This window comes from Streptomyces sp. XM83C (genome assembly GCF_023072675.1).
Lineage (GTDB): Bacteria > Actinomycetota > Actinomycetes > Streptomycetales > Streptomycetaceae > Streptomyces > Streptomyces thermocoprophilus.
The window spans coordinates 1-23,026 of record NZ_JALLGL010000067.1 but is presented as its reverse complement, the minus strand read 5'-3'; the positions used below and the strand labels follow the sequence as shown (position 1 = coordinate 23,026).

Here is a 23,026-nt window from a genome sequence, read left to right as displayed (position 1 = left end):
GGTGTTGTGGAACGCGGCGATCCGCCAGTCGTGGCCGCTCTGCCGGACCAGCGTGTACGTCTGCGTCTTGGACAGGTCCGCGGGCTTCTTCGGGCTGCCGGTGTAGGTGTCGCCGCGGCTGTCCGGCGGCGGGCGCCGCGCTCTCGGGCTTGGCCTTGCGCGGCAGCAGGGCCGCGACGAGCAGCGTCCCCGCGCCGAGGACGATCGCGCCGACCAGGCTGGTGTGGGCGACGGCGTCGGAGAAGGAGGCGCCGACCGCGTCGGCCATCTGCCGGGCGCCGTCGCCGAGCTGCTGGGCCTGCGCCTTCAGCTGCGCGGCCTGCTGCGGGTCGGTGGTCTGCGCGGCCTGCCCGGCGAGCTGCCGGGCCTTCTCGCCGATGCCCTGGGCGACGGCGTACCCGGCGCCGACGGAGTCCTGAGCGGTGGCCAGCGCGGACGCGGGCAGCTTGCTGCCGTGGGTGGCGTCGGCGAGGTGGTCGGAGTACGAGGTGCCGAGCAGGGAGCCGAGGATCGCGATGCCGAGGGAGCCGCCCAGCTCCAGGGAGGTGTCGTTGACGGCGCCGCCGACGCCCAGCTCGGACTCGGGGAAGGAGCCCATGATCGCGTCCGTGCAGGGCGACAGGGCGAGCCCGATGGCGAGGCCGAGGACGATCAGGGGCGCGACGAAGTCGCCGTACGTCGATCCGGCGTCGACGCGGGTCAGCAGGGCCAGCGCGACCGTGCCGCCGACCATGCCCGCGGTCACCGTCCACTTCATGCCGACGCGCGGGGTGAGGTAGCCGGTGAGGGCGGAGCCGACGAAGACGGCGCCGGCGAGCGGCAGCATGCGCAGGCCGGTGTCGAGGGCGTCGTGGCCGAGGACGAACTGGAGGTGCTGGGTGAGGTAGTAGAAGGCGCCGAAGACGGCGAGGAAGAACAGGGCGACGGCGAGGTTGGAGCCGGCGAAGCGGCGTGCGGTGAAGCGGCGGACGTCCAGCACGGGGCGCGGGTGGCGCATCTCCCACAGCACGAACGCGATGAGCCCGAGGCCGGCGAGGACGGCGGCGCCTGTCGCCTTGACGCCCCAGCCGAAGTGCGGCCCCTCGATGATCATGTAGACGAGGGCGCCGATCCAGACGACGGACAGCAGTCCGCCGACGTAGTCGACACGGTCCTGGTGCCCCGCCTTGGACGGCGGTACGAGGACGAAGGCGCCGACGATCGCGAGCGCGGCGACCGGCACGTTGATCAGGAAGGTGGAGGACCAGCCGTGGTCCTCCAGCAGCGCGCCGGCGACGAGCGGTCCGGCGGCGATGGCGAGGCCGGCGGTGGCCGTCCACAGGGTGATGGCCTTGGCGCGTTCGGCGCGCGGGAAGGTCGCGGCGAGCAGCGACAGCGTGGCGGGCATGATCAGCGCCGCGCCGACGCCCATGACGGCGCGGGCGGCGATGACGGCCGTCGCGCTGTCGGCGAGCCAGCCGGAGACGGCGCCGCCGCCGAACACGACGAGACCGAGGACGAGGGCGCCGCGGCGGCTGTACTTGTCGCCGATCGCGCCGAGCAGCAGCATCAGCGCCGCGTACGGGACGGTGTAGCCGTCGATGACCCACTGCAGGTCGGCGCTGGACAGGCCGAGGTCCGCGGTCATGTCGGGCGCGGCGACCGTGAGGGCGGTGTTCGCCATCACGATGATCAGCAGGCTCAGACACAGCACGAGCAGCGCCCACCAGCGGCGACTGTAGGGCCGCTCCATCTGCTCGACGGGCCGGTTCATGACGAGGCGCATGGTCAGGGGTCGCCTTCCTCCGCGAGTTGCACACCAAAGTGCAATTGCACAACGCTGTGCAATGTACGCCGTTGCACAGCGCTGTGCAACTCGGTCGACGCAGGGGAGGAAGGCACAATGACTGCCATGACCTCGGGTAACACGGGCACGTCCGCACGCGCCGACGCCAACCGCCGACGCATCCTCGATGTGGCCCTCGCCGAACTGCTGCGCGACCCGGACGCGTCCATGGACCAGATCGCGCGCGCCGCAGGGGTCGTACGCCGCACCGTGTACGGCCACTTCCCCAGCCGGGAGGCGCTGATCAGCACGCTCGTGGACGAGGCGGTGGAGGCCCTGTCGGCGGCGCACGCGGCCGGCCGTGAGGGCGTGCGGGACCCGGCGGAGTCGGTGGCCCGCTCGGTGCTCACGGTGTGGCACATCGCCGACCGCTACCGGCTGCTGGTCGCCCTGGCCCAGCGCACCGTCACCATGCAGGGCATCCGCGAACGCCTCGCCCCGGTCCGCGAGACCAGCGTGCGCATCCTCCAGCAGGGCCTGGACGAGGGCGTCTTCACCTCCCCCCTGCCTGCACCGGCACTGGCGTACGTCCACGAACAGGTGCTGTTCGGCCTGATGGAGGCGGTCAACGACGGCCTCCTGGACACCCGCGAGGCAGGCCGCTCGGCCGCGGTCACGGTCCTGACGTCGGCGGGAGTACCCGCCGGGAGGGCGGCGGCGCTGGTGGCGGAGGTGAGCGGGCAGCTCCACCAGGGGAGCGAGCAGCACGACGCGAGGTGAGCGGGCAGCTCCGGGCCGGGTGAGCGGGCAGCTCCCGGCTGGGTGAGCGGGCCCACGCGAGGTGAGCGCGCGTCTCCACGCAAGGTGAGTGCGCCCTGCCGCACGCGGCGCCGGAAAACGCGAAGGCCCGCGAAAGCCGGACGCCCGAACCCGGTTCAGGCGGGGTCGGGCGTCCGGAGTGCGGGGGTGGGCGCGGGGCGGCGGATCAGGCCTTGGCCAGCGCCTTGTCCTTGTCCTCGTCGTCGCGCTGGGCCGGTACGTCGGTGCCGGGCGCGTCGGACGGGTCGGGCGCGGTGTGGCCGTCGTCGAGGAGGGTCGTCTCGTCGAAGGGGATCTCGCCGGCGAGCACCTGCCGGACGCGCGCCTTGTCGATCTCCTTCGTCCAGGTGCCGACCAGCACGGTCGCGATGGCGTTGCCCGCGAAGTTCGTCAGGGCACGGGCCTCGCTCATGAACCGGTCGATGCCGACGATCAGGCCGATGCCGTCCACCAGGGCCGGCTTGTGCGACTGGAGGCCGCCCGCCAGCGTCGCCAGACCGGCGCCGGTGACACCGGCGGCGCCCTTCGATGCGACCAGCAGGAACAGCAGCAGCGGGATCTGCTCGCCCACCGACATCGGGGTGCCCATGGCGTCGGCGATGAACAGCGACGCCATGGTCATGTAGATCATGGTGCCGTCGAGGTTGAAGGAGTAGCCGGTCGGCACGGTGATGCCGACGACGGGCTTGCTGATGCCGAGGTGCTCCATCTTCGCGATGAGCCGCGGCAGCGCGGACTCGGAGGAGGAGGTGGAGAGGATCAGCAGGAACTCCCGGGCCAGGTACTTGCACAGGGAGAACACGTTCACCCCGGCAACCAGCCGCAGCACCGCGCCGAGCACCACGAAGACGAACAGCACACAGGTGACGTAGAAGCCGAGCATCAGCACGGCGAGGCTCTTCAGCGCGTCCACGCCGGCCGAGCCGGTGACCGCGGCCATGGCGCCGAACGCGCCGATCGGCGCCGCCCACATGATCATGGCGAGGACGCGGAAGACGAGCCGCTGGATGTGCTCGACACCGCGCAGCACCGGCTGCCCGGCCTTGCCCAGGGCCTGGAGCGCGAACCCGCACAGCAGCGCGACCAGCAGGGTCTGCAGGACCTCGCCCTCGGTGAACGCGGACACGATCGTCTTCGGGATGATCCCGAGCAGGAACTCGGTGGTGTCGTTCGCCTCCGCGTCGACCTGTGCGTGACCCGCGCTCTTGACGGCGTCGGTGACGGCGAGGCTGCTGCCGGGCTCCAGGATGTTGCCGACGACGAGGCCGATGGCGAGCGCCACCAGCGACATCACCAGGAAGTACGCCAGCGCGATACCGCCGACCGCGCCGACCTTGGCGGCCTTGCGGACGGAACCGATGCCCAGCACGATCGTGCAGAAGATGATCGGCGAGATCATCATCTTGATCAGGTTCACGAAGCCGGTGCCGATCGGCTTCAGCTCCACCGCGAAGTCGGGTGCGACCAGGCCCACGAGGATGCCGGCGGCGACCGCGGCGATCACGGCGATGTACAGGTAGTGGGTGCGGTCCCGCTTCCGCGCGGGCGCGGCTGGTGCCGTATCGGGGGTACTGGCGGCCACGGCTGCCCTCCTTGACGTCTTCGTCGGTACGACCGACCGGCGTGCGGCTCACGTCCGGGGGATCGAGGGTGCGGGCGGCGCCGGAACGAGACCGGTCGAACGGGGGAGATCCGGCCTCCCGCGCCGCCCGCGTTTTCGGGGATTGCCGTGACTATGTCGCGCGCTGTGAGCCCGGTCACCGTTACGTTCATTTAGTTCACAATCAGCCACGGTGCAGACTGGCGACATGCGCATCCCCTGGCCGAGACCCCGCAGCCTGGCGGGCCAGCTCTTCGCCGTGCAGGCCGTGCTGATCGCGGTCGTCGTGGCCGGATGTGCTCTGTTCAGCTATCTCAACGCCCGCGAGCAGGCCGAGGACGCCGCCGCGCGGCAGGCCATGGCGGTCGCCCGGTCGGTGGCCGACTCGCCCTCGGTGCGGGCGGCGGCCCTGGCCCCCGACCCGTCGGCCGTGCTCCAGCCGTACGCGCTGGGTGTCGTCCGGGACGCCGACGTGGACTTCGTGACGATCATGAACCCGCAGGGCATCCGCTGGACCCACCCCGACCCCTCCCAGATAGGACGGCACTTCGTCGGCAACACGGCGCCCGCCCTGCGCGGGGAGTCGTTCACGGAGACGTACACCGGCACCCTCGGCCCGTCCGTCCGCGCGGTCACCCCGATCGAGGACGACGACAAGCGGATCGTGGGCCTGGTCAGCGCCGGCATCAAGGTGGAGGCGATCAGCGAGCGGGTGCGCGGCCAGCTCACCGTCCTCATCGGCGTCGCCGGGGGCGCGCTGCTGGGCGCGGTCGGCACGTATGTGATCAACGCGCGGCTGCGCCGCCACACCCACGGCATGAACGCGGCCGAGCTGAGCCGCATGCACGACTACCACCAGGCCGCGCTGCACGCCGTACGCGAGGGGCTGCTGCTGCTCGACGGGCAGTACCGTGTGGCGCTGATCAACGACGGCGGACGGGAGCTGCTGGGGGTGACCGGCGAGGTGGTGGGCAGCTCGGTGGCGGAGCTGGGCCTGCCGGCACCGCTGACGGGCGCGCTGCTGGCGTCGGAGCCGCGCGTGGACGAGGTGCATCTGACGGCGGACCGCGTGGTCGCCGTGAACACCTCCCCCGTCACCGGCGGGGAGCGGCGCGGCACGATCGTCACCCTGCGCGATGTGACCGAGCTGCAGTCCCTGATGGGCGAGCTGGACTCGGAGCGGGGTTTCACGCAGGCGCTGCGCTCGCAGGCGCACGAGGCGGCGAACCGCCTGCACACGGTGGTGTCGCTGATCGAGCTGGGCCGCGCCGAGGAGGCGGTGGAGTTCGCGACGGCGGAACTGGAGCTGGCGCAGGCGCTGACCGACCAGGTCGTCGCGGCGGTGGCCGAGCCGGTGCTGGCGGCGCTGCTGCTGGGCAAGACCGCGCAGGCCAACGAGCGGGGCGTGGAGCTGGTGGTGTCCGAGGACAGCTGCCTCGACGACGGAGTCCTGCCGCCCGATCTGCCCGCCCGCGACCTGGTCACCATCCTCGGCAACCTGATCGACAACGCGGTGGACGCGGCGCAGGGCAGTGTGCGGGCGCGGGTGACGGTGACGGCGTACGCGGCGGGCTCCGAGCTGGTCCTCGGTGTCGCCGACACCGGGCCCGGCGTCGATCCGGCCCACGCCGGCCTCGTCTTCCAGCGGGGCTTCTCCACCAAGCCGTCCGACCCTGCGGGCCGGGGCCGCGGCCTGGGCCTCGCCCTCGTACGGCAGGCCGTGCAGCGGCACGGGGGCGAGCTGTCGGTGGCGGAGGCGGTCGGCGGCGGCGCGGAGTTCGAGGTACGGCTGCCGTTGGCGCGCGGCACGGACACGGGCCCGGCGTCCGCCGGAGTGACGGGGGCACTCGATGACGTCCGCTGAGCCCGACATCCGCGTCCTGATCGTCGAGGACGACCCGGTGGCCGCCGACGCGCATGTGATGTACGTGAACCGGGTGCCGGGGTTCACCGCGGTCGGCAAGGTGCACACCGGCGCGGAGGCGCGGCGTGCGCTGGAGCGGACGCCGGTGGACCTGCTCCTGCTCGACCTGCACCTGCCGGACGTGCACGGGCTGCAACTGGCGCGGTCGCTGCGGGCGGCCGGGCATCACGCGGACGTGATCGCGGTGACGTCGGCGAGGGACCTGACGGTCGTACGGGAAGGGGTGTCCCTCGGGGTCGTCCAGTACGTGCTGAAACCGTTCACCTTCGCCACGCTGCGGGACCGCCTGGTGCGGTACGCCGAGTTCCGCGCGGCGGCCGGCGAGGCGAGCGGCCAGGACGAGGTGGACCGCGCCCTGGCCACCCTGCGCGCCCCCTCCCCGGCCGCGCTCCCGAAGGGCCTGAGCGGCCCCACCCTGGAGCGCGTCACGGGTGCCCTCCGCGAGGCGGAGGCGGGCCTCACGGCAGCCGGTGTCGCCGAGGCGACCGGCATCTCCCGCATCACGGCCCGCCGCTACCTGGAGCACCTGGTGGACGCGGGACGAGCGGAACGACGCCCGGTGTACGGGCAGGTGGGGAGGCCGGAGCTGGTGTACCGGTGGGTGCGGGGCAACGGCGCGCAGCGTTAGAGCGGCAACGCGTACAGCACCAACTGCACCGCCAGCCCCACGACGGTCAGCGCCTCCAGCACGGACAGCGCGACGAGCAGCCCACCCCCGTCCCCGGAGGCCCAGAAGACGACGAGCGCGGCGAACGGCACCGCGCAGAACGCGGTCAGGTCGATGACGCACTGGATGACCTTGCGGGTGCCGCGGCGAGCGTCGGAGCGGTGCGCGGTCTCCCAGCCGAAGGCCTCGAACCCTCCGGTCGCGTCGGCCAGCCTCGCCAGCCGAGGCCCCAGCTCCTCTCTGACGTACCGTCCGATCGCCGAGATCTTCTCGTCGTTGACGAGGTAGGTCCACCCGAGGACGACACAGACCGGCGGCAACGCGAGCAACATCGACGGCTGTCCTGCCTGAGCCGCGGCGGCGAGCACGGCGGCGACGACGGCGAGGGTGACGTACAGCAGGTTGTCCCGGAACCCGATCCGCGCCTTCTGCTCGTCCTTGACGTTCTGGTACTCGGCGAGCAGCAACTGCCCCACGGTGACGTCCTGTTCGGCCACGGCCCCTCCCCCTGCACCCGGGCAGTACCTTAGAGCCTGTTGCGAAGGCGGCTCCAATGAGTGCCGACGGACCGGCCGCCGTCGTCCGGAACCATGACCGACGGCGTTCATGCGGGGAATGCGGGCAGCGAGGCGGCATCGGACCGGGGGTGGCTGCCGGGGCATCCCGAGGACGCCTCCGATCCTCGTCTCAGCGAAGCCGTCGAGATCACACGGGGCGTCCGCCCGCAGGGCGACGAGCCCGCCCGCAAAGATCCCGGCTCCGGTCGTCAAGGGGTTACACCTGTCAAGGACGGTAAAACCTACGGAACCGTAGATTCGTACGATGCGTAATCCTGTCCGAACGGACCGTAGCCACCGCGCGTCCGTGTCCGTACGGTGTGGCGCGTGCACCATCCCTCTGCTTCTCAGCACCAGCCCGGCCGTCACCGTCTCGACCAGCCCGGCGCCGACCGGGCCGAGCGGCCCGCTCCACCGTTCGACGCGGCGGTCGCGCGGCGGCTGCGGGCCGGGCTCGGGATGGGGCCGGAGCATGTCGCCCACGGGATGCGGGTGTCGTACGGGCTGTCGTACGTCACTCCCGATCTCGTCGTCGCCTGGGAGCGCGGCACCGCGCAGCCCGGCAATGCCGAACTGACCGCGCTCGCCGGCGTGTTGTGGTGTGCGCCGGGTGAGCTGATCGGGCGGCCCCGTACGCTGCGCGAGCACCGGATCGCCGCCGGCGTCGCGGTGGAGGACGTGGCGCGGGCGCTCGGGCTGGATCCGCGGTCGTACGCGCGTATGGAGGAGAGCGGGCAGTGGCGCGGCAACGAGCGGCAGGCCGCCGCCCTGGCGCGCGTGCTGCGGCTGGGGCTGCCGGACCTCCTGAAGGTGACCGGGCGGGAGCCACGGCTGGCGGAGCTGCTGCGCAGTGCGGTGACGACGCGCTGGCAGGCGTATGTGAAGCCGGTGGGGAAGCTGGTGCCGGTGGAGCGTGCCGCGCTGGAGGGTGTGTTGCAGCGGCTGCACGAGGACTATCAGGGGCACATGGCCGCCACTCTCAGCTGGGGTGGCGGCAGCAGTGACGCCAGTGAGTCCGGGCGGGTCTTCCTGGAGCGGATCGTGGAGGCCTTCTGGGACGCCGTGCTGGGGCGGGCGTCGTCCCCGGGGCCCTGACGGGGCCCCGGGGACGGTGTACTAGAAGACCGACTCCGCCTCGTCCATCCGGTCCTTCGGGACCGTCTTCAGTTCGGTGACGGCTTCCGCGAGCGGCACCATGACGATGTCCGTGCCGCGCAGCGCGGTCATCTTGCCGAACTCGCCGCGGTGCGCGGCCTCGACCGCGTGCCAGCCGAAGCGGGTGGCGAGGACGCGGTCGTACGCGGTGGGGGTGCCGCCGCGCTGGACGTGGCCGAGGATGACCGGGCGGGCCTCCTTGCCGAGGCGCTTCTCCAGCTCGTGGGCGAGGGCGGTGCCGATGCCCTGGAAGCGTTCGTGGCCGAACTGGTCGATCTCGCCCTTGCCGTAGTCCATGGTGCCCTCGGCGGGGTGGGCGCCCTCGGCGACGCAGATCACGGCGAACTTCTTGCCGCGGGCGAACCGCTCCTCGACCATCGCGACCAGGTCGGCCGGGTCGAAGGGACGCTCGGGCAGGCAGATGCCGTGGGCGCCGGCGGCCATGCCGGACTCCAGGGCGATCCAGCCGGCGTGACGGCCCATGACCTCGACGACCATCACCCGCTGGTGGGACTCGGCGGTGGTCTTGAGGCGGTCCATGGCCTCCGTGGCGACGCCGACGGCCGTGTCGAAGCCGAAGGTGCGGTCGGTGGAGGAGATGTCGTTGTCGATCGTCTTCGGTACGCCGACGACTGGCAGGCCCGCGTCCGACAGCATGCGGGCGGCGGTCAGGGTGCCCTCGCCGCCGATCGGGATGAGCGCGTCGATGCCGAAGTCGCTGACGATGTCGGCGGCGTTCTCGCAGGCCTCGCGCAGCCGGTCGCGCTCCAGGCGGGAGGAGCCCAGTATCGTCCCGCCGCGGGCGAGGATGCCGCTCACCGCGTTGAGGTCCAGGGCGCGGTAACGGCCGTCGAGGAGACCGGCGTACCCGTCCTCGAAACCGATGACCTCGTCGCCGTAGTGGGTGACCGCGCGGTGCACGACCGACCGGATCACTGCGTTCAGGCCGGGGCAGTCGCCGCCTGCGGTGAGAACTCCGATGCGCATCGTGCTGTGTCTCCTGCTCGCTGTGTGGGTAACCGGTGAGCTTCCCCCCGATTGTTCCACGGCCCGCACACCGGCGCCGCCCCCGTCTCATGACGGGCGCCATAACTATCGGCGGGGGTATTGTCAAGAGGGTTCTGCTCACCTCGGTGGGCGATTTTTGTGCAGTGACGGAGACGGAACGGAGAGCACACGTGACGCGCAGCGTGTACGTGACCGGCATCGACCGCGGTGACGGACGCCAGGTCGTGGAGCTGGGGGTCATGGAGCTGCTGACCCGCCAGGTCGACCGGGTGGGTGTGTTCCGTCCCCTGGTCCACGACGGACCCGACCGCCTGTTCGATCTGCTGCGCGCACGGTACCGGCTGTCGCAGGACCCGGCCACGGTGTACGGCATGGACTACCAGGAGGCGTCCGCGCTCCAGGCCGAGCGGGGCACCGACGAGCTGGTGTCCACGCTCGTCGACCGGTTCCATCTGGTGGCCCGGGACTACGACGTCGTCCTCGTCCTCGGCACCGACTACGCCGGCACCCAGCTGCCCGACGAGCTGTCCCTGAACGCGCGTCTCGCCAACGAGTTCGGCGCGTCCGTGCTGCCCGTCGTCGGCGGGCGCAAGCAGAGCGCGGAGTCCGTGCTCGCCGAGACCCGCAACGCGTTCCGCGCCTACGACGGCCTGGGCTGCGACGTCCTGGCGATGGTCACCAACCGGGTCGCCCGCGAGGACCGCGACGAGATCGCCGAGCGGCTCGCAGGCCGGCTGCCCGTCCCCTGCTGGGTGGTGCCGGACGAGCCCGCCCTGTCCGCGCCGACCGTCGCGCAGATCGGGCAGACGCTCGGCGCGAAGGTGCTGCTCGGGGACGACTCCGGGCTGGCGCGTGACGCGCTGGACTTCGTCTTCGGCGGCGCGATGCTGCCGAACCTCCTCGCCGCGCTGACGCCGGGCTGTCTGGTCGTCACCCCCGGGGACCGCGCCGACCTGGTCATCGGTTCCCTCGCCGCGCACAGCGCCGGCACCCCGCCCATCGCCGGTGTGCTGCTCACCCTCGACGAGGTGCCCGGCGAGGACATCCTGACGCTGGCCGCGCGGCTCGCCCCCGGCACGCCGGTGCTGTCGGTGCCCGGCAACAGCTTCCCGACCGCCGAGCGGCTGTTCTCGCTGGAGGGCAAGCTGAACGCGGCCACCCCGCGCAAGGCGGAGCGGGCGCTCGGTCTGTTCGAGCGGTACGTGGACACGACGGAGCTGCTCGACCGGGTGTCGGCGCCGAGCAGCGACCGGGTGACGCCGATGATGTTCGAGCACAAGCTGCTGGAGCAGGCCCGCTCCGACCGGCGCCGCGTGGTGCTGCCGGAGGGCACCGAGGAGCGGGTGCTGCACGCCGCCGAGGTGCTGCTGCGCCGCGGGGTGTGCGACCTGACCCTGCTCGGGCCGGTCGACCAGATCCGCAAGAAGGCCGCCGACCTCGGTATCGACCTGGGCGACTCGCAGCTGATCGACCCGGCGACCAGCGAACTGCGCGACGGGTTCGCCGAGCTGTACGCGGCGCTGCGCGCCCACAGGGGCGTCACCGTCGAGCTGGCCTACGACGTCGTCTCCGACGTGAACTACTTCGGCACGCTGATGGTGCACGAGGGCCTCGCCGACGGCATGGTGTCCGGTTCGGCGCACTCCACGGCGGCGACGATCCGCCCCGCGTTCGAGATCATCAAGACACGGCCGGACGCCTCGATCGTGTCGTCGGTGTTCTTCATGTGCCTCGCCGACCGGGTCCTCGTGTACGGCGACTGCGCGGTCAACCCCGACCCGGACGCCGAGCAGCTCGCCGACATCGCCGTGCAGTCGGCGGCGACGGCCGCGCAGTTCGGGGTGGAGCCGAGGATCGCGATGCTGTCGTACTCCACCGGCACCTCCGGCACGGGCGCCGACGTCGACAAGGTGCGCCGGGCCACCGAGCTGGTGCGGCAGCGGCGCCCCGATCTGAAGATCGAGGGGCCCATCCAGTACGACGCCGCGGTCGAGCCGACGGTCGCCGCGACCAAGCTGCCCGGCTCCGAGGTGGCCGGGCAGGCGACGGTGCTGGTCTTCCCCGACCTGAACACCGGCAACAACACCTACAAGGCCGTGCAGCGCTCGGCCGGCGCGATCGCCGTCGGCCCCGTGCTTCAGGGCCTGAACAAGCCCGTCAACGACCTGTCCCGGGGCGCGCTCGTCCAGGACATCGTCAACACCGTCGCCATCACGGCGATCCAGGCCCAGTCCCCCACCCAGAAGGCTCCCCGGCAGTGACCGACCGTCCGACGACCGCCCCCGCCCCGGCCGGTGAGCAGGCCCCGGCCGCCGCGACCCGTGTCCTCGTCCTCAACTCCGGCTCCTCGTCGGTGAAGTACCAGCTCCTCGACATGCGCGACGGGAGCCGGCTCGCGGTCGGTCTCGTCGAGCGGATCGGGGAGCGCACCTCCCGGCTGAAGCACACCCCGCTCGCCGCCGGCGGCGAGACACGTGAGACGAACGCCCCGATCGCCGACCACGACGCCGCGCTGAAGGCCGTCGCCCAGGAGCTGAGCCGGGACGGCCTCGGCCTGGACTCGCCGGAGCTGCTCGCGATCGGGCACCGGGTGGTGCACGGCGGGATGTTCTTCACCGAGCCGACCGTCGTCACCGACGAGGTGATCGGCGAGATCGAGCGGCTGATCCCGGTGGCCCCGCTGCACAACCCGGCCAACCTCACGGGCATCCTCACCGCGCAGGCCCTGCGCCCGGACCTGCCGCAGGTCGCGGTGTTCGACACGGCGTTCCACACGACGATGCCGGAGGCGGCGGCCCGGTACGCGATCGACCCGAAGATCGCCGACCGGTACCGCATCCGCCGCTACGGCTTCCACGGCACCTCGCACGCCTATGTCTCCCGGGAGACGGCGCGGCTGCTGGGCAAGGCACCCGAGGACGTGAACGTGATCGTGCTGCACCTGGGCAACGGGGCGTCCGCGTCGGCGGTGCGAGGCGGTCGCTGCGTGGACACCTCCATGGGGCTGACGCCTCTGGAAGGGCTGGTGATGGGTACGCGTTCCGGAGATGTCGATCCGGGCGTCGTCTTCCATTTGGCCCGTGTCGGCCACATGTCCATGGACGAGATCGACACTCTTCTCAACAAGAGGAGCGGTCTGTTCGGGCTGTGCGGTGACAACGACATGCGGGAGATCCGACGGCGGATCGACGAGGGCGACGAAGAGGCGGCACTCGCCTTCGACATTTACATTCACCGGTTGAAGAAGTACATCGGCGCCTATTACGCCGTGCTGGGCCGGGTGGACGCGGTGGCCTTCACGGCGGGGGTCGGGGAGAACGCCGCCCCCGTGCGGGAAGCGGCCGTCGCGGGCCTGGAGGGCCTGGGACTGGCCGTCGATCCGCAGCGCAACGCGGTACGCGCGGAGGGGCCCCGGCTGATTTCACCGGAGTCCGCCCGGGTGGCGGTCGCGGTGGTGCCGACGGACGAAGAACTGGAGATCGCGACACAGACCTACGCACTGGTCGGAAAGAACACCTGAGCATCCCCACGCCCATTTGTATCTTCCGCCAGACGGAATATTCCGCGGCGAAACAAACCGATAGGATCGCCCCATGCGCCGTTCGAAAATCGTCTGTACTCTCGGCCCCGCGGTCGACTCCCACGAGCAGCTCGTCGCGCTGATCGAAGCCGGCATGAATGTGGCCCGCTTCAACTTCAGCCACGGCACCCACGCCGAGCACCAGGGTCGTTACGACCGGGTGCGCGCGGCGTCCAAGGAGACCGGCCGCCCCATCGGCGTCCTCGCCGACCTCCAGGGCCCGAAGATCCGCCTGGAGACCTTCGCCGAGGGTCCGGTCGAGCTGGAGCGGGGCGACGAGTTCGTCATCACCACCGAGGACGTGCCGGGTGACAAGCACATCTGCGGCACCACCTACAAGGGCCTGCCCGGCGATGTGGACAAGGGCGACCAGATCCTCATCAACGACGGCAACGTCGAGCTGAAGGTCACCGAGGTCGACGGCCCGCGGGTGAAGACCATCGTGATCGAGGGCGGCGTCGTCTCCGACCACAAGGGCATCAACCTGCCCGGCGCGGCCGTCAACGTGCCCGCCCTGTCCGAGAAGGACGTCGAGGACCTGCGTTTCGCCCTTCGCATGGGCTGCGACCTGGTCGCCCTGTCCTTCGTCCGCGACGCCAAGGACGTCCAGGACGTGCACCGCGTCATGGACGAGGAGGGCCGCCGCGTCCCTGTCATCGCCAAGGTGGAGAAGCCGCAGGCGGTGCAGAACATGGAGGACGTCGTGATGGCGTTCGACGGTGTGATGGTCGCCCGCGGTGACCTCGCCGTCGAGTACCCGCTCGAGAAGGTCCCCATGGTGCAGAAGCGCCTGATCGAGCTGTGCCGGCGCAACGCCAAGCCGGTGATCGTCGCGACCCAGATGATGGAGTCGATGATCACCAACTCGCGTCCGACCCGCGCCGAGGCCTCCGACGTGGCCAACGCGATCCTGGACGGCGCCGACGCGGTCATGCTGTCCGCCGAGTCCAGCGTGGGCGCGTACCCGATCGAGACCGTGAAGACGATGTCGAAGATCGTCGCCGCGGCCGAGGAGGAGCTGCTCAGCAAGGGCCTGCAACCGCTGGTGCCGGGCAAGAAGCCGCGCACGCAGGGCGGTTCGGTGGCCCGCGCGGCCTGCGAGATCGCCGACTTCCTCGGCGGCAAGGGCCTGGTCGCCTTCACCCAGTCGGGTGACACCGCCCGCCGGCTGTGCCGCTACCGCGCCGAACAGCCGATCCTGGCGTTCACCACCGACGAGAACACCCGCAACCAGCTCACGCTGAGCTGGGGCGTCGACCCGTACGTGGTGCCGTTCGTGAACAGCACCGACGAGATGGTCGAGCTGGTCGACCAGGAGGTCGTCAAGCTCAACCGCTTCAACGCGGGCGATGTCCTCGTCATCACCGCCGGTTCCCCGCCCGGCGTCCCCGGCACCACCAACATGGTCCGCGTCCACCACCTGGGCGGCGAGGGCCGCGACTGACCTCGCGAAGACCGCCGTACGACACCGAGGGCGCCCCCTGTCGCAGGGGGCGCCCTCGGGCGTTGCCGCTCGCGGTGAGCGTCAGGTGGTGTACAGATGCATGCCGGGGATGGTCAGCTTGCCGCCGAACTGGGCCGCCTGGGTCACCTTCACGTTGGTGAAGTAGATCAGCGGGATGTTCAGCGGCGGCGGGTTGTCCGGGCTGAACGTGATGGGGATCAGCCCGAACAGATTGCCGGAGATGCTCTCGGTGTACATCACCGTGTCGCCGTCGCGGATCGTGGACGTCGTCCCCTTGCCGGCCTGCACGTGGTAGGTCTTGCCGGAGTTCTTGTCCTTGACCAGCTGGTGCAGATCGCCGATGTCGGTGCCGTCGCCGATGACGTACTTCAGCACCTTCTTCTTGGTGCCGTTGGCGGTCTGCACCTCGACTATGCCCTGGTAGTCGGCGCCCTTGAGGAGCAGGGAGCTGGCCTCCAGGTACCACGGGTCGTCGGCGACCGGGATCTTGTTGTCGACGCCGCCCTCGGCGTCCGTCGCGACCTCGCAGTCCTCCGGGACGGCAGAGGCGCTCGCCGACGGGCTGGGCGACGCGGTGGCGTCCGCCGCGTCCTCGACGGCCTTCCCGGCGGCCTCGGTGGCCTTGCCGGCCGCCTTCTCCGCCGTGTCCGTGACATCGTCGACGGTGTCCTTCACCGTGCCGGTGACCTTGCCGACGGTGTCCTTCACGGCGCCGGGGGAGCCGCCCTTGTCCGCCGTACCGGAGTCGCCCGCGCCGGTGGAGCCGCCGGACGTGCCGGTGTTCTCGCCGGACGCGCTCGCCTCCGGGGTGGCGGAGGCCGACGGGGACGGGGTGGTTGAGGGGGACTTGGCGCCGAGGCCGCCGGTGAAGACACCGGTGATCGCGTCGCCGATGGACTCCAGCAGGCTCTTGTGCGTCTCGGACGGGGACGGGGAGGCGGCCGGTGTGCTCTCCGCCTCCTCGGCCTTCCCGGCGTCCGCGGCGGAAGCGGCGGACGGCGTGGACGGCTCGGACTCGGCCTGGGTGCGGGAGGCGGCCCTGTCGTCGGTACCTGAACCCGACGAAGAGGACGATCCCGCGCCGCCGGCCGTGCCGGACCCCGCCGAGGCGGACGCCGACGGCTCCGGCTCGGCCTTGCCGTCCGTGCCGCCCTTGGCGGACTCGCTCGCGGACGCGGACGGGGACGGGGTGGCCGAGGCGTCGGCGCCGTCCACGCCCAGCGCCTCCACGCACTCCTTGAACTCGTCCGCCAGCTTCGACGACTGCGTCGCCGACGGATTGTTGTCGGCCACGGCCAGTGAGGCCGTGAATCCCATGCCCATGAGGACCGCGGTCGGCATCGCCACGCTGGCGATGGCCTTTCCGGCCGGCATGTGGAACCTGGTGAACAGCGGCTTCTTGGGTGCCGCGTGACGCGGCCCGGTTCTCACGCGGGACGCATCCGCGTCAGTCCCGTGGGTCACCTCGTCAGCCGGCACTGTGCCTCCCGTTCGCCCCGTTGGCCGGGCTCGTTCCTGACAGATCGTTCGGCTCGCCCACCTCGTCCGCCGGCATCAGCGGGGCGGTGTCCGCGTCCTGGGCCGCGGGGGCCGGCGCGGGCTCCCCGGCCGCGTCGGGCGCAGCCGCCTCCGGCGCGGTCCCCGCTCCCTGCGCGCCGTCCTTCGCGGGCTCGGCCTCGGGCGGTGCGCCCGGGGCCCACGCCACGGCCATCGCGCCGCCGATCAGGGCGAACAGGAAGCCGACGACGAAGCCGCCGAAGTTGGACACGGGGATGGACACCAGCGCCAGCAGGATCGCCGCGACGCCCGCGAAGACGCGCACGTGCTTCTGCACCCACAGGCTGATTCCGAGGACGACGAGCAGCACGCCGATGATCAGAGAGCCGGCCCCGGCGGTGGTGGACATCGCCAGCGTCAGATGACCGAGCTGCAGGTGTGCGTACGGGAAGTACATGATCGGCACGCCGCCGAACATGACGAACAGACCGGCCCAGAACGGCCGCGTGCCCCGCCAGGCGCGGAACTGCAGCCTCCGGCGGGTGAACTGGCCGGTTGCGGCAGGAGTCTCGGCGCTCATGGAAAAAAGCTCCCTGGTGCGGCGTTGCTGTGGTGAGGGTGATGTGCGGGTGTGGGGGGTGGTGTGAAGGTGCCCGCAGAGCGCGCGGGCGGGGGGCGCCTCAGGCCTCCCCCCGCCCGTCACCGAGTGCCTAGTAGCACTCGTGGGTGCCCGTCTGGAGCTTCATCTTCAGACCCGGCAGCTTGAAGGTTCCGGCGGTGGTCGCCCACGCCGTCTGCTTCACGTCGGTCAGCTTGACCTTCTCGGCCTGCTGCGCGAAGCCGTACGGGTTCGCCTGCTTCTTCTGGACCTCGCCGGCGTTCATGCCCGGGCCGCGCGAGATGTCCTTGCCGGCCACACCGATGTCGATGTTGGAGAACTCGGCGTTGGCACCGAGCTCCTCGACGTCGATGTACAGGTTCTTGGCCTGAACCTGCTTGTCCGCGTCGGAGCTGTCACCCGCCGTCAGCGTGAGGCTGACGGATCCCAGCAGGGGGATGTTCGGGGTGACGACGGACTGGCACATCTTCTGGATCCGCGCGGTGTCGAACACCGAGACGGCCACGGGGTGTGCGGCCTGGCCACCCGAGAGGGTGTACCCCTGGTCGATGGCGCCGTACTGCGAGAAGCCCGTTCCGTTGAGCTCCTGCGCCGTGACCTTGAACGACTGCCCCGACACGCTGAAGGACGCGGCGAGCGCGCCCTGCGCCAGGGCGACACCTATCGCGGCCGTCGCGGCGACGCTGGGCACCATGACCACAGCGAACCGCTTCCATCTGGTCCCGCCACGCACCTGGGACTCCATATTTCCTCCTTCTCGGACGTACATCTCTCGACCGGTCGGCCCCGATGGGCGCTCGGCCGGACAGAGATGGGAGAAGTGCTACGTCCTCGGGAAGGAGAGCGCCTGAGCTCGAAGGCGCGCATCTGCGCCCGAATCACCGGCGATCACCCCCGAGCGACAACCACTGGTCGCGCCTGACACGCATCACGCACAACCTTGCCGGACAGGCTCCGCCTGGACGGGCGAAGACCCCCCTGTCCTAGAGCCGGCGCCACTGCCGCCCGCTCTGCTCGGTGGGGACCCAGGAACTCCCCTGACCCGACCGGCTGTCGGGGTGAGGGAATCGGACCGAGCGTGGCCGATCGTGGTGCATTCTCGGCGCCCGCACAAGGGGGTTCGTTACTCGCTAGTAACGGCCGTATAACCGCGGGACGACCCAGAGGTCTCGGGCGGCGACGCACGGTGGCACTCGAGGGGTGGACAAAACTATTGATCGCTGGACAGAAGCCGACAGATCAAAGCCCATGACTTACTCGCAGTAACAGCGGCCGCGATTACCAAGATTTGGTAAAGCGCGGCCGCTGCGACGCTCCCCCGCCGAACCTTTCACTCCGGCACCACACACCCGGACGTTCCGTGACGGGGCCGAAAGCCGGGTCCGGCACGCTCAGAACAGAGCCCGCGCCAGCGCCCTCCGGGCGGCCGTGACCCTCGGGTCGTCGGCGCCCACGACCTCGAACAGCTCCAGCAGCCGCAGCCGTACCGTGTCCCGGTCGTCACCCGCCGTGCGCTGCACCGTCTCGATGAGCCGCCCGAAGGCGTCCTCGACATGTCCGCCGACCAGATCCAGATCGGCCGCGGCGATCTGCGCCCGCACATCGGCCGGCTTCTCCGCCGCCTCCTTGCGCACCTGCTGCGGGTCCACGCCCTGCACCCGCTGCAACAACTCCGCCTGCGCCAGACCCAGTTTGGCCTCCGGGTGGCCCGGGTCCTCCGCGAGCACGTTCTTGTACGCCTGCACGGCACCGCCCAGGTCACCGGCGTCCAGCGCCTGCGCGGCGGCGTTCAGCAGCGCGTCGTACGGCCCCGCAGGCGCGGCCTGCGCACCGGCGCCGCCCGGCTCCGCCTCCGGGTCGACGGTCAGCCCGGTCAGACCGAAACGCTGCTCGGCGACCTGGACGAGCTGGTCGAGAGTCTGGCGGATCTGGCTCTCCGGCGCGGCGCCCTGGAAAAGCGGCAGCGCCTGGCCCGCGACGACGGCGAAGACCGCCGGGATCCCCTGGATGCCGAACTGCTGCATCAGCATGGGGTTGGCGTCGGCGTCGATCTTGGCGAGGAGGAACCGCCCGTTGTACTCGACGGCGAGCCGCTCCAGGACCGGGCTCAGCTGCTTGCAGGGCTGACACCACTCGGCCCAGAAGTCGATGACGACGGGCACCTCGGCGGAGCGCTGAAGGACATCGCGCTCGAAGCCGGCCTCGTCGACGTCGAGGACGAGATCGGCGGGCGACACCGCACCGGTGCCGCCGCGCCGGGCCGCTTCGGCGCGCGCCTGCTCGGCCTTGGCCTTGGCCTCCTGGGCCGCCTTCACCGCGGCGAGGTCGACGACGCCGCTCATGGACATGTTCCGTGGCTGCATGCGTCTATCCTCCCCCGTTCCCGCGCGTAGGCGAAAAGCGCCGCCAAATCGGCGTCGCCGCTGTGCACTTGTCGGCACCGGGTCCCCACCCGTGCCGGCGGTCGTCGCTCGTGTACGTCCCTACGAGCGGCAGCGGAAGCCTGGTCGGGGCTTTCGCTACGACCCGTAGCGTAATGGCACCCGGTGCCCCGGCGACACCCCGCCCGGCCCCTCGCCCCGGTGATCTCCCTCACGCCCGCCCGTCGGCAGCCACTGACACGTGGCGCGGTTATCGTCGAGGCATGCAGAGCCGCACCCCCGCCGCCGGACGTCCCGGGCGCCCGCGCAGCGCCGCCGCGGACGCCGCGATCCTCGCCGCCACCAGGGCGGCACTGGTCGAGCTGGGCTGGTCCAAGCTCACCCTCGGAGACGTGGCGACCAGGGCCGGAGTGGCGAAGACGACCCTGTACCGCCGCTGGTCCGGCAAGAACGAACTCGTCGTCGACGCGGTCGCCGAACTCTTCGACGAACTGAGGCTGCCCGACCGGGGCAGCCTCGCCGCCGACATCGAGGGCGTGGTCCTCCAGTTCGCGGCGATCCTCGCCCGCCCGGAGGCGCGCAGCGGGCTGATGGCGGTCGTCGCGGAGTCCACCCGCGACGAGGCGTTGCGGGAACGCATCCGCGAATCCATCGTCGAACGGCAGAAACGCCTCGTGATCGAGGGCCGCGCCCGCGCCCAGGCCCGCGGCGAACTCCCCCAGGAGGCCGACTCCACCGACGCCGCCCGCACAGCCGACCTGATCTTCGACGTCGTCGCCGGCGCGGTGGTCCACCGCACCCTGGTCAGCGCAGAACCGGCGGACGAGACATGGGTACGGGACTTCACGCGGGTGCTGCTGACGGGGCTGGCGGCGCGGGGGTAGGGCGCAGGGGCAGGCTGGAGAGACGTGGGCTTGTGGCCTGCGGGGCCGTCACTGCCCGTGGGACCCGACGGTGCCCTCGCGGCGGGGGGAGAGCCGCGGTGGGACGGTGTCTGCCCGGCTGACCGGGACGGGCGGCGGGGCGGCGAAGGCCCGGGGGTCCAGGGGGCGAAGCCCCCCTGGTACGCCGACACGGGCGCCGGGCGCCTAGAAGCCGGCCGGCTCCGTGTACACCCCCCACTCGTCCCGCAGCACCCCGCAGATCTCCCCCAGCGTCGCCTCCGCCCGCACGGCCTCCAGCATGGGCTCGATCATGTTGGACCCGTCCCGCGCGGCCGCGAGCATCCCGTCCAGCGCCGCGCGCACGGCGCCCTCGTCCCGCGCGGCCCGCCGCTCGGCGAGCACCCGCACCTGCTCCCGCTCCACCTCGTGGCTGACCCGCAGGATCTCCAGGTCCCCCGTCACGGAGCCGGTGTGCACATTGACGCCGACGACCTTCTTCTCGCCCTTCTCCAGGGCCTGCTGGTAGCGGAACGCCGACTCGGCGATCTCGCCGGTGAACCACCCGTCCTCGATGCCCCGCAGGATGCCCGAGGTGATCGGCCCGATCGGGTGCTGTCCGTCGGGGTGCGCCCGCAGCCCACGCTCCTTGATCTGGTCGAAGATCTTCTCGGCGTCGGCCTCGATCCGGTCCGTCAGCTGCTCGACGTACCACGAACCGCCCAGCGGGTCGGCCACGTTGGCGACGCCGGTCTCCTCCATCAGCACCTGCTGCGTGCGCAGGGCGATCTCCGCGGCCTGCTCGCTCGGCAGCGCGAGGGTCTCGTCCAGGGCGTTGGTGTGCAGCGAGTTGGTGCCGCCGAGGACCGCGGCGAGGGCCTCCACGGCCGTACGTACGACGTTGTTGTACGGCTGCTGCGCGGTCAGCGAGACACCCGCGGTCTGCGTGTGGAAGCGCAGCCACTGCGCCTTCTCCGACTTCGCCCCGTACACGTCCCGCATCCACCGCGCCCAGATGCGGCGCGCGGCACGGAACTTGGCGATCTCCTCGAAGAAGTCGACGTGCGCGTCGAAGAAGAAGGACAGGCCGGGCCCGAACACGTCCACGTCGAGTCCGCGGCTGAGGCCCAGCTCCACGTACCCGAAGCCGTCGGCCAGGGTGTACGCCAGCTCCTGCGCGGCCGTCGCGCCCGCCTCACGGATGTGGTAGCCGGAGACGGACAGCGGCTTGTACGCGGGGATGCGGGCGCTGGTGTACTCCATCAGGTCGCCGATGAGCCGCAGATGGGGTTCCGGCTGGAAGAGCCACTCCTTCTGCGCGATGTACTCCTTGAAGATGTCGGTCTGCAGCGTGCCGTTGAGCACCGACGGATCGACACCCTGCCGCTCGGCGGCGACGAGGTACATGCAGAAGACGGGCACGGCGGGCCCGCTGATCGTCATGGAGGTGGTGACGTCACCGAGGGGGATGTCCTTGAACAGCACCTCCATGTCGGCCGCGGAGTCGATGGCGACACCGCAGTGTCCGACCTCGCCGAGGGAGCGCGGGTCGTCGGAGTCGCGGCCCATGAGGGTCGGCATGTCGAAGGCGACGGAGAGGCCGCCGCCGCCGTGGCCGAGGATCATCTTGTAGCGCTCGTTCGTCTGCTCGGCGTTGCCGAACCCGGCGAACTGGCGGATGGTCCACGTACGCCCCCGGTAGCCGGTCGGGTACAGGCCGCGCGTGAAGGGGTACTCACCGGGCCACCCGATCCGCTCGAAGCCCTCGTACGTGTCCCCGGGCCGGGGCCCGTACACCGGCTCCACGGGGTCGCCGGAGAGCGTGGTGAAGTCGGCCTCGCGCTTGCGTGCGGCGTCGTACCGGGCCTGCCAGCGGCGGCGGCCCTCCTCGATGGCGTCAGCGTCCATACCGTCGAATTTACTTGGACGTCCTAGTATCTGTCGACGGTTAACGGCGGTTAATCATGAAAGGCCTGGTCAGAGAGGCGCAAACGCGAAGGTGGCGGCGCGCCGAGGCCGGCGCACCACCACCGGACGTACGTGAGCGATGTACGTACTGGGACCGCGTACCCGCGATCGTCAGGCGACGGCGGCCTGAGGCTGCTCGATCCGGGCCTCCAGCTCACGGCTGACCTTGCGCTCCACGAAGAAGGCGGCCGTCGGGATCGTCCCCGCCAGCAGGACCCACAGCTGCTTCTTCACCGGCCACTTCGCCTTGGAGCCGAGATCGAAGGCGAAGATCAGGTACACGACGTACAGCCAGCCGTGCGCGATACCGACGACGCTCGTGAAGCCGTCCGCGCCGTCCACGTCGAGCAGGTACTTGGCGATGACGCCGAGGGTCAGCAGGACCAGCAGCACACCGGTGACGTAGGCCATGACGCGGTAGCGGGTCAGCACGCTCTTCTTCATGCGTTCGAGCGTAACGGCACGTTCCGGAAGATCTTGGCAGGGGTGGACCGTGGACCGTACCGGCGCCGGGATCAGGACTCGTCGAAGTCCTTGGCCGCGACCCGAAGGGGCCGCAGCATCGCGAAGATCTCCGCGCACTCCTCGGCGTCGTACACCCCGAGCCCGAAGTCCATCGCCATCAGGTCGCGGGTGGCGGCCTCGACGACCTCACGGCCCTTGTCGGTGATCGACGCGAGGGTGCCACGCCCGTCGTTCGGGTTGGGCCGCTTGTCCACGAAGCCTGCCTTGACCAGGCGGTCGACGGTGTTGGTGACGGACGTCGGATGCACCATGAGCCGCTCGCCGATCTTGGACATCGGCAGCTCGCCCTCCTTGGAGAAGGTGAGCAGCACCAGCGCCTCGTAGCGCGCGAAGGTCAGACCGTACGGCTTGACCACGGCATCGACCTCGGCGAGAAGGATCTGGTGCGCACGCATGATCGACGTGATCGCGGCCATGGACGGCACATTGCCCCAGCGCTGCTTCCAGAGTTCGTCGGCGCGGGCGATGGGATCGAAAGGAAGGCTGAGCGGCTTCGGCACGCCCCTGACCTTACCGGGCGGTCACATGCTGGTCAGCCCTGTCTCGCGGATCGGTCGGCGTGGGACGGGAAGGGGCGGGGGCGGGGCGGGGACCTGTCTCTTTTAAACATTTCCC

At 71.0% G+C, this 23,026-nt stretch carries 19 protein-coding genes; 8 read left to right on the top strand and 11 right to left on the bottom strand.

The window, feature by feature from the left end:
- Positions 1-1,765 (bottom strand): MFS transporter (locus MTQ10_RS10690; RefSeq protein WP_247465194.1); only part of this gene is annotated, 1,765 nt, incomplete at its 3' end.
- 117 nt (positions 1,766-1,882) lie between these two features.
- Here MTQ10_RS10690 and MTQ10_RS10685 point away from each other — a divergent pair.
- Positions 1,883-2,545 (top strand): TetR/AcrR family transcriptional regulator, encoded by a 663-nt coding sequence (locus MTQ10_RS10685; protein ID WP_374117592.1) that lies wholly within the window; start codon positions 1,883-1,885, stop codon positions 2,543-2,545.
- A 205-nt stretch (positions 2,546-2,750) separates the two neighbouring features.
- On the opposite strand, the gene MTQ10_RS10680 is transcribed toward MTQ10_RS10685, so the two are convergent.
- Positions 2,751-4,166 (bottom strand): cation:dicarboxylate symporter family transporter, encoded by a 1,416-nt coding sequence (locus MTQ10_RS10680; RefSeq protein ID WP_308404557.1) that lies wholly within the window; start codon positions 4,164-4,166, stop codon positions 2,751-2,753.
- Positions 4,167-4,392: 226 nt separating this feature from the next.
- Here MTQ10_RS10680 and MTQ10_RS10675 point away from each other — a divergent pair, with 226 nt between their 5' ends.
- Both MTQ10_RS10675 and MTQ10_RS10670 read left to right on the top strand, forming a co-directional pair.
- Positions 4,393-6,048, top strand: a complete 1,656-nt coding sequence (locus MTQ10_RS10675) for an ATP-binding protein (RefSeq protein WP_247465200.1) — start codon at positions 4,393-4,395, stop codon at positions 6,046-6,048.
- Positions 6,035-6,736: a response regulator gene (locus tag MTQ10_RS10670; RefSeq protein ID WP_247465190.1), complete on the top strand. Its 702-nt coding sequence runs from the start codon at positions 6,035-6,037 to the stop codon at positions 6,734-6,736. Before MTQ10_RS10675 ends, MTQ10_RS10670 begins: the two co-directional genes overlap by 14 nt.
- Here MTQ10_RS10670 and MTQ10_RS10665 read toward each other — a convergent pair.
- The gene (locus MTQ10_RS10665) at positions 6,733-7,272 is read right to left on the bottom strand and encodes a hypothetical protein (protein ID WP_247465188.1); all 540 of its coding nucleotides are present in this window, start codon (positions 7,270-7,272) and stop codon (positions 6,733-6,735) included. The genes MTQ10_RS10670 and MTQ10_RS10665 overlap by 4 nt on opposite strands.
- A gap of 378 nt (positions 7,273-7,650) precedes the next feature.
- On the opposite strand from MTQ10_RS10665, the gene MTQ10_RS10655 reads away from it, so the two are divergent.
- Complete coding sequence (locus MTQ10_RS10655) at positions 7,651-8,427, top strand: helix-turn-helix domain-containing protein (RefSeq protein WP_374117591.1); 777 nt, start codon at positions 7,651-7,653, stop codon at positions 8,425-8,427.
- Between the two features lie 21 nt (positions 8,428-8,448).
- Here the strand turns inward: MTQ10_RS10655 and MTQ10_RS10650 are convergent, their stop codons facing one another.
- Positions 8,449-9,474, bottom strand: a complete 1,026-nt coding sequence (locus tag MTQ10_RS10650) for an ATP-dependent 6-phosphofructokinase (protein ID WP_247465185.1) — start codon at positions 9,472-9,474, stop codon at positions 8,449-8,451.
- Between the two features lie 191 nt (positions 9,475-9,665).
- On the opposite strand from MTQ10_RS10650, the gene pta reads away from it, so the two are divergent.
- The 3 genes from pta (at position 9,666) to pyk (ending at position 14,519) form a co-directional block, all read left to right on the top strand.
- A complete protein-coding gene (gene pta / locus MTQ10_RS10645; protein ID WP_247465182.1) occupies positions 9,666-11,756 on the top strand; it encodes a phosphate acetyltransferase in 2,091 nt (696 codons plus the stop codon).
- A complete protein-coding gene (locus MTQ10_RS10640) occupies positions 11,753-13,015 on the top strand; it encodes an acetate kinase (RefSeq protein ID WP_247465179.1) in 1,263 nt (420 codons plus the stop codon). Before pta ends, MTQ10_RS10640 begins: the two co-directional genes overlap by 4 nt.
- A 73-nt stretch (positions 13,016-13,088) precedes the next feature.
- Positions 13,089-14,519: a pyruvate kinase gene (pyk, locus tag MTQ10_RS10635; RefSeq protein WP_247465177.1), complete on the top strand. Its 1,431-nt coding sequence runs from the start codon at positions 13,089-13,091 to the stop codon at positions 14,517-14,519.
- An 81-nt stretch (positions 14,520-14,600) separates the two neighbouring features.
- Here the strand turns inward: pyk and MTQ10_RS10630 are convergent, their stop codons facing one another.
- From MTQ10_RS10630 to MTQ10_RS10615, 4 genes are all read right to left on the bottom strand, one after another.
- A complete protein-coding gene (locus MTQ10_RS10630) occupies positions 14,601-16,019 on the bottom strand; it encodes a hypothetical protein (RefSeq protein WP_247465175.1) in 1,419 nt (472 codons plus the stop codon).
- Positions 16,009-16,617, bottom strand: coding sequence for a DUF6114 domain-containing protein (locus tag MTQ10_RS10625; RefSeq protein WP_247465173.1), 609 nt, complete (start codon positions 16,615-16,617; stop codon positions 16,009-16,011). Before MTQ10_RS10625 ends, MTQ10_RS10630 begins: the two co-directional genes overlap by 11 nt.
- A 130-nt stretch (positions 16,618-16,747) precedes the next feature.
- Complete coding sequence (locus tag MTQ10_RS10620; protein WP_247465171.1) at positions 16,748-17,401, bottom strand: DUF6230 family protein; 654 nt, start codon at positions 17,399-17,401, stop codon at positions 16,748-16,750.
- Between the two features lie 646 nt (positions 17,402-18,047).
- Entirely contained in the window at positions 18,048-19,019 is a 972-nt protein-coding gene (locus MTQ10_RS10615) for a tetratricopeptide repeat protein (RefSeq protein ID WP_247465170.1), read from the bottom strand.
- A gap of 281 nt (positions 19,020-19,300) precedes the next feature.
- On the opposite strand from MTQ10_RS10615, the gene MTQ10_RS10610 reads away from it, so the two are divergent.
- Complete coding sequence (locus MTQ10_RS10610; RefSeq protein ID WP_247465168.1) at positions 19,301-19,921, top strand: TetR/AcrR family transcriptional regulator; 621 nt, start codon at positions 19,301-19,303, stop codon at positions 19,919-19,921.
- Between the two features lie 204 nt (positions 19,922-20,125).
- Here the strand turns inward: MTQ10_RS10610 and MTQ10_RS10605 are convergent, their stop codons facing one another.
- The 3 genes from MTQ10_RS10605 to MTQ10_RS10595 form a co-directional block, all read right to left on the bottom strand.
- Positions 20,126-21,826 carry an acyl-CoA mutase large subunit family protein gene (locus tag MTQ10_RS10605; protein WP_247465166.1) on the bottom strand — a complete coding sequence of 567 codons (1,701 nt, stop codon included), beginning with the start codon at positions 21,824-21,826 and terminating at the stop codon, positions 20,126-20,128.
- Between the two features lie 171 nt (positions 21,827-21,997).
- Positions 21,998-22,330 (bottom strand): DUF3817 domain-containing protein, encoded by a 333-nt coding sequence (locus tag MTQ10_RS10600; RefSeq protein WP_247465165.1) that lies wholly within the window; start codon positions 22,328-22,330, stop codon positions 21,998-22,000.
- Positions 22,331-22,401: 71 nt separating this feature from the next.
- Positions 22,402-22,911 (bottom strand): MarR family winged helix-turn-helix transcriptional regulator, encoded by a 510-nt coding sequence (locus MTQ10_RS10595; protein ID WP_247465163.1) that lies wholly within the window; start codon positions 22,909-22,911, stop codon positions 22,402-22,404.
- Between the last annotated feature and the right edge of the window lie 115 nt (positions 22,912-23,026).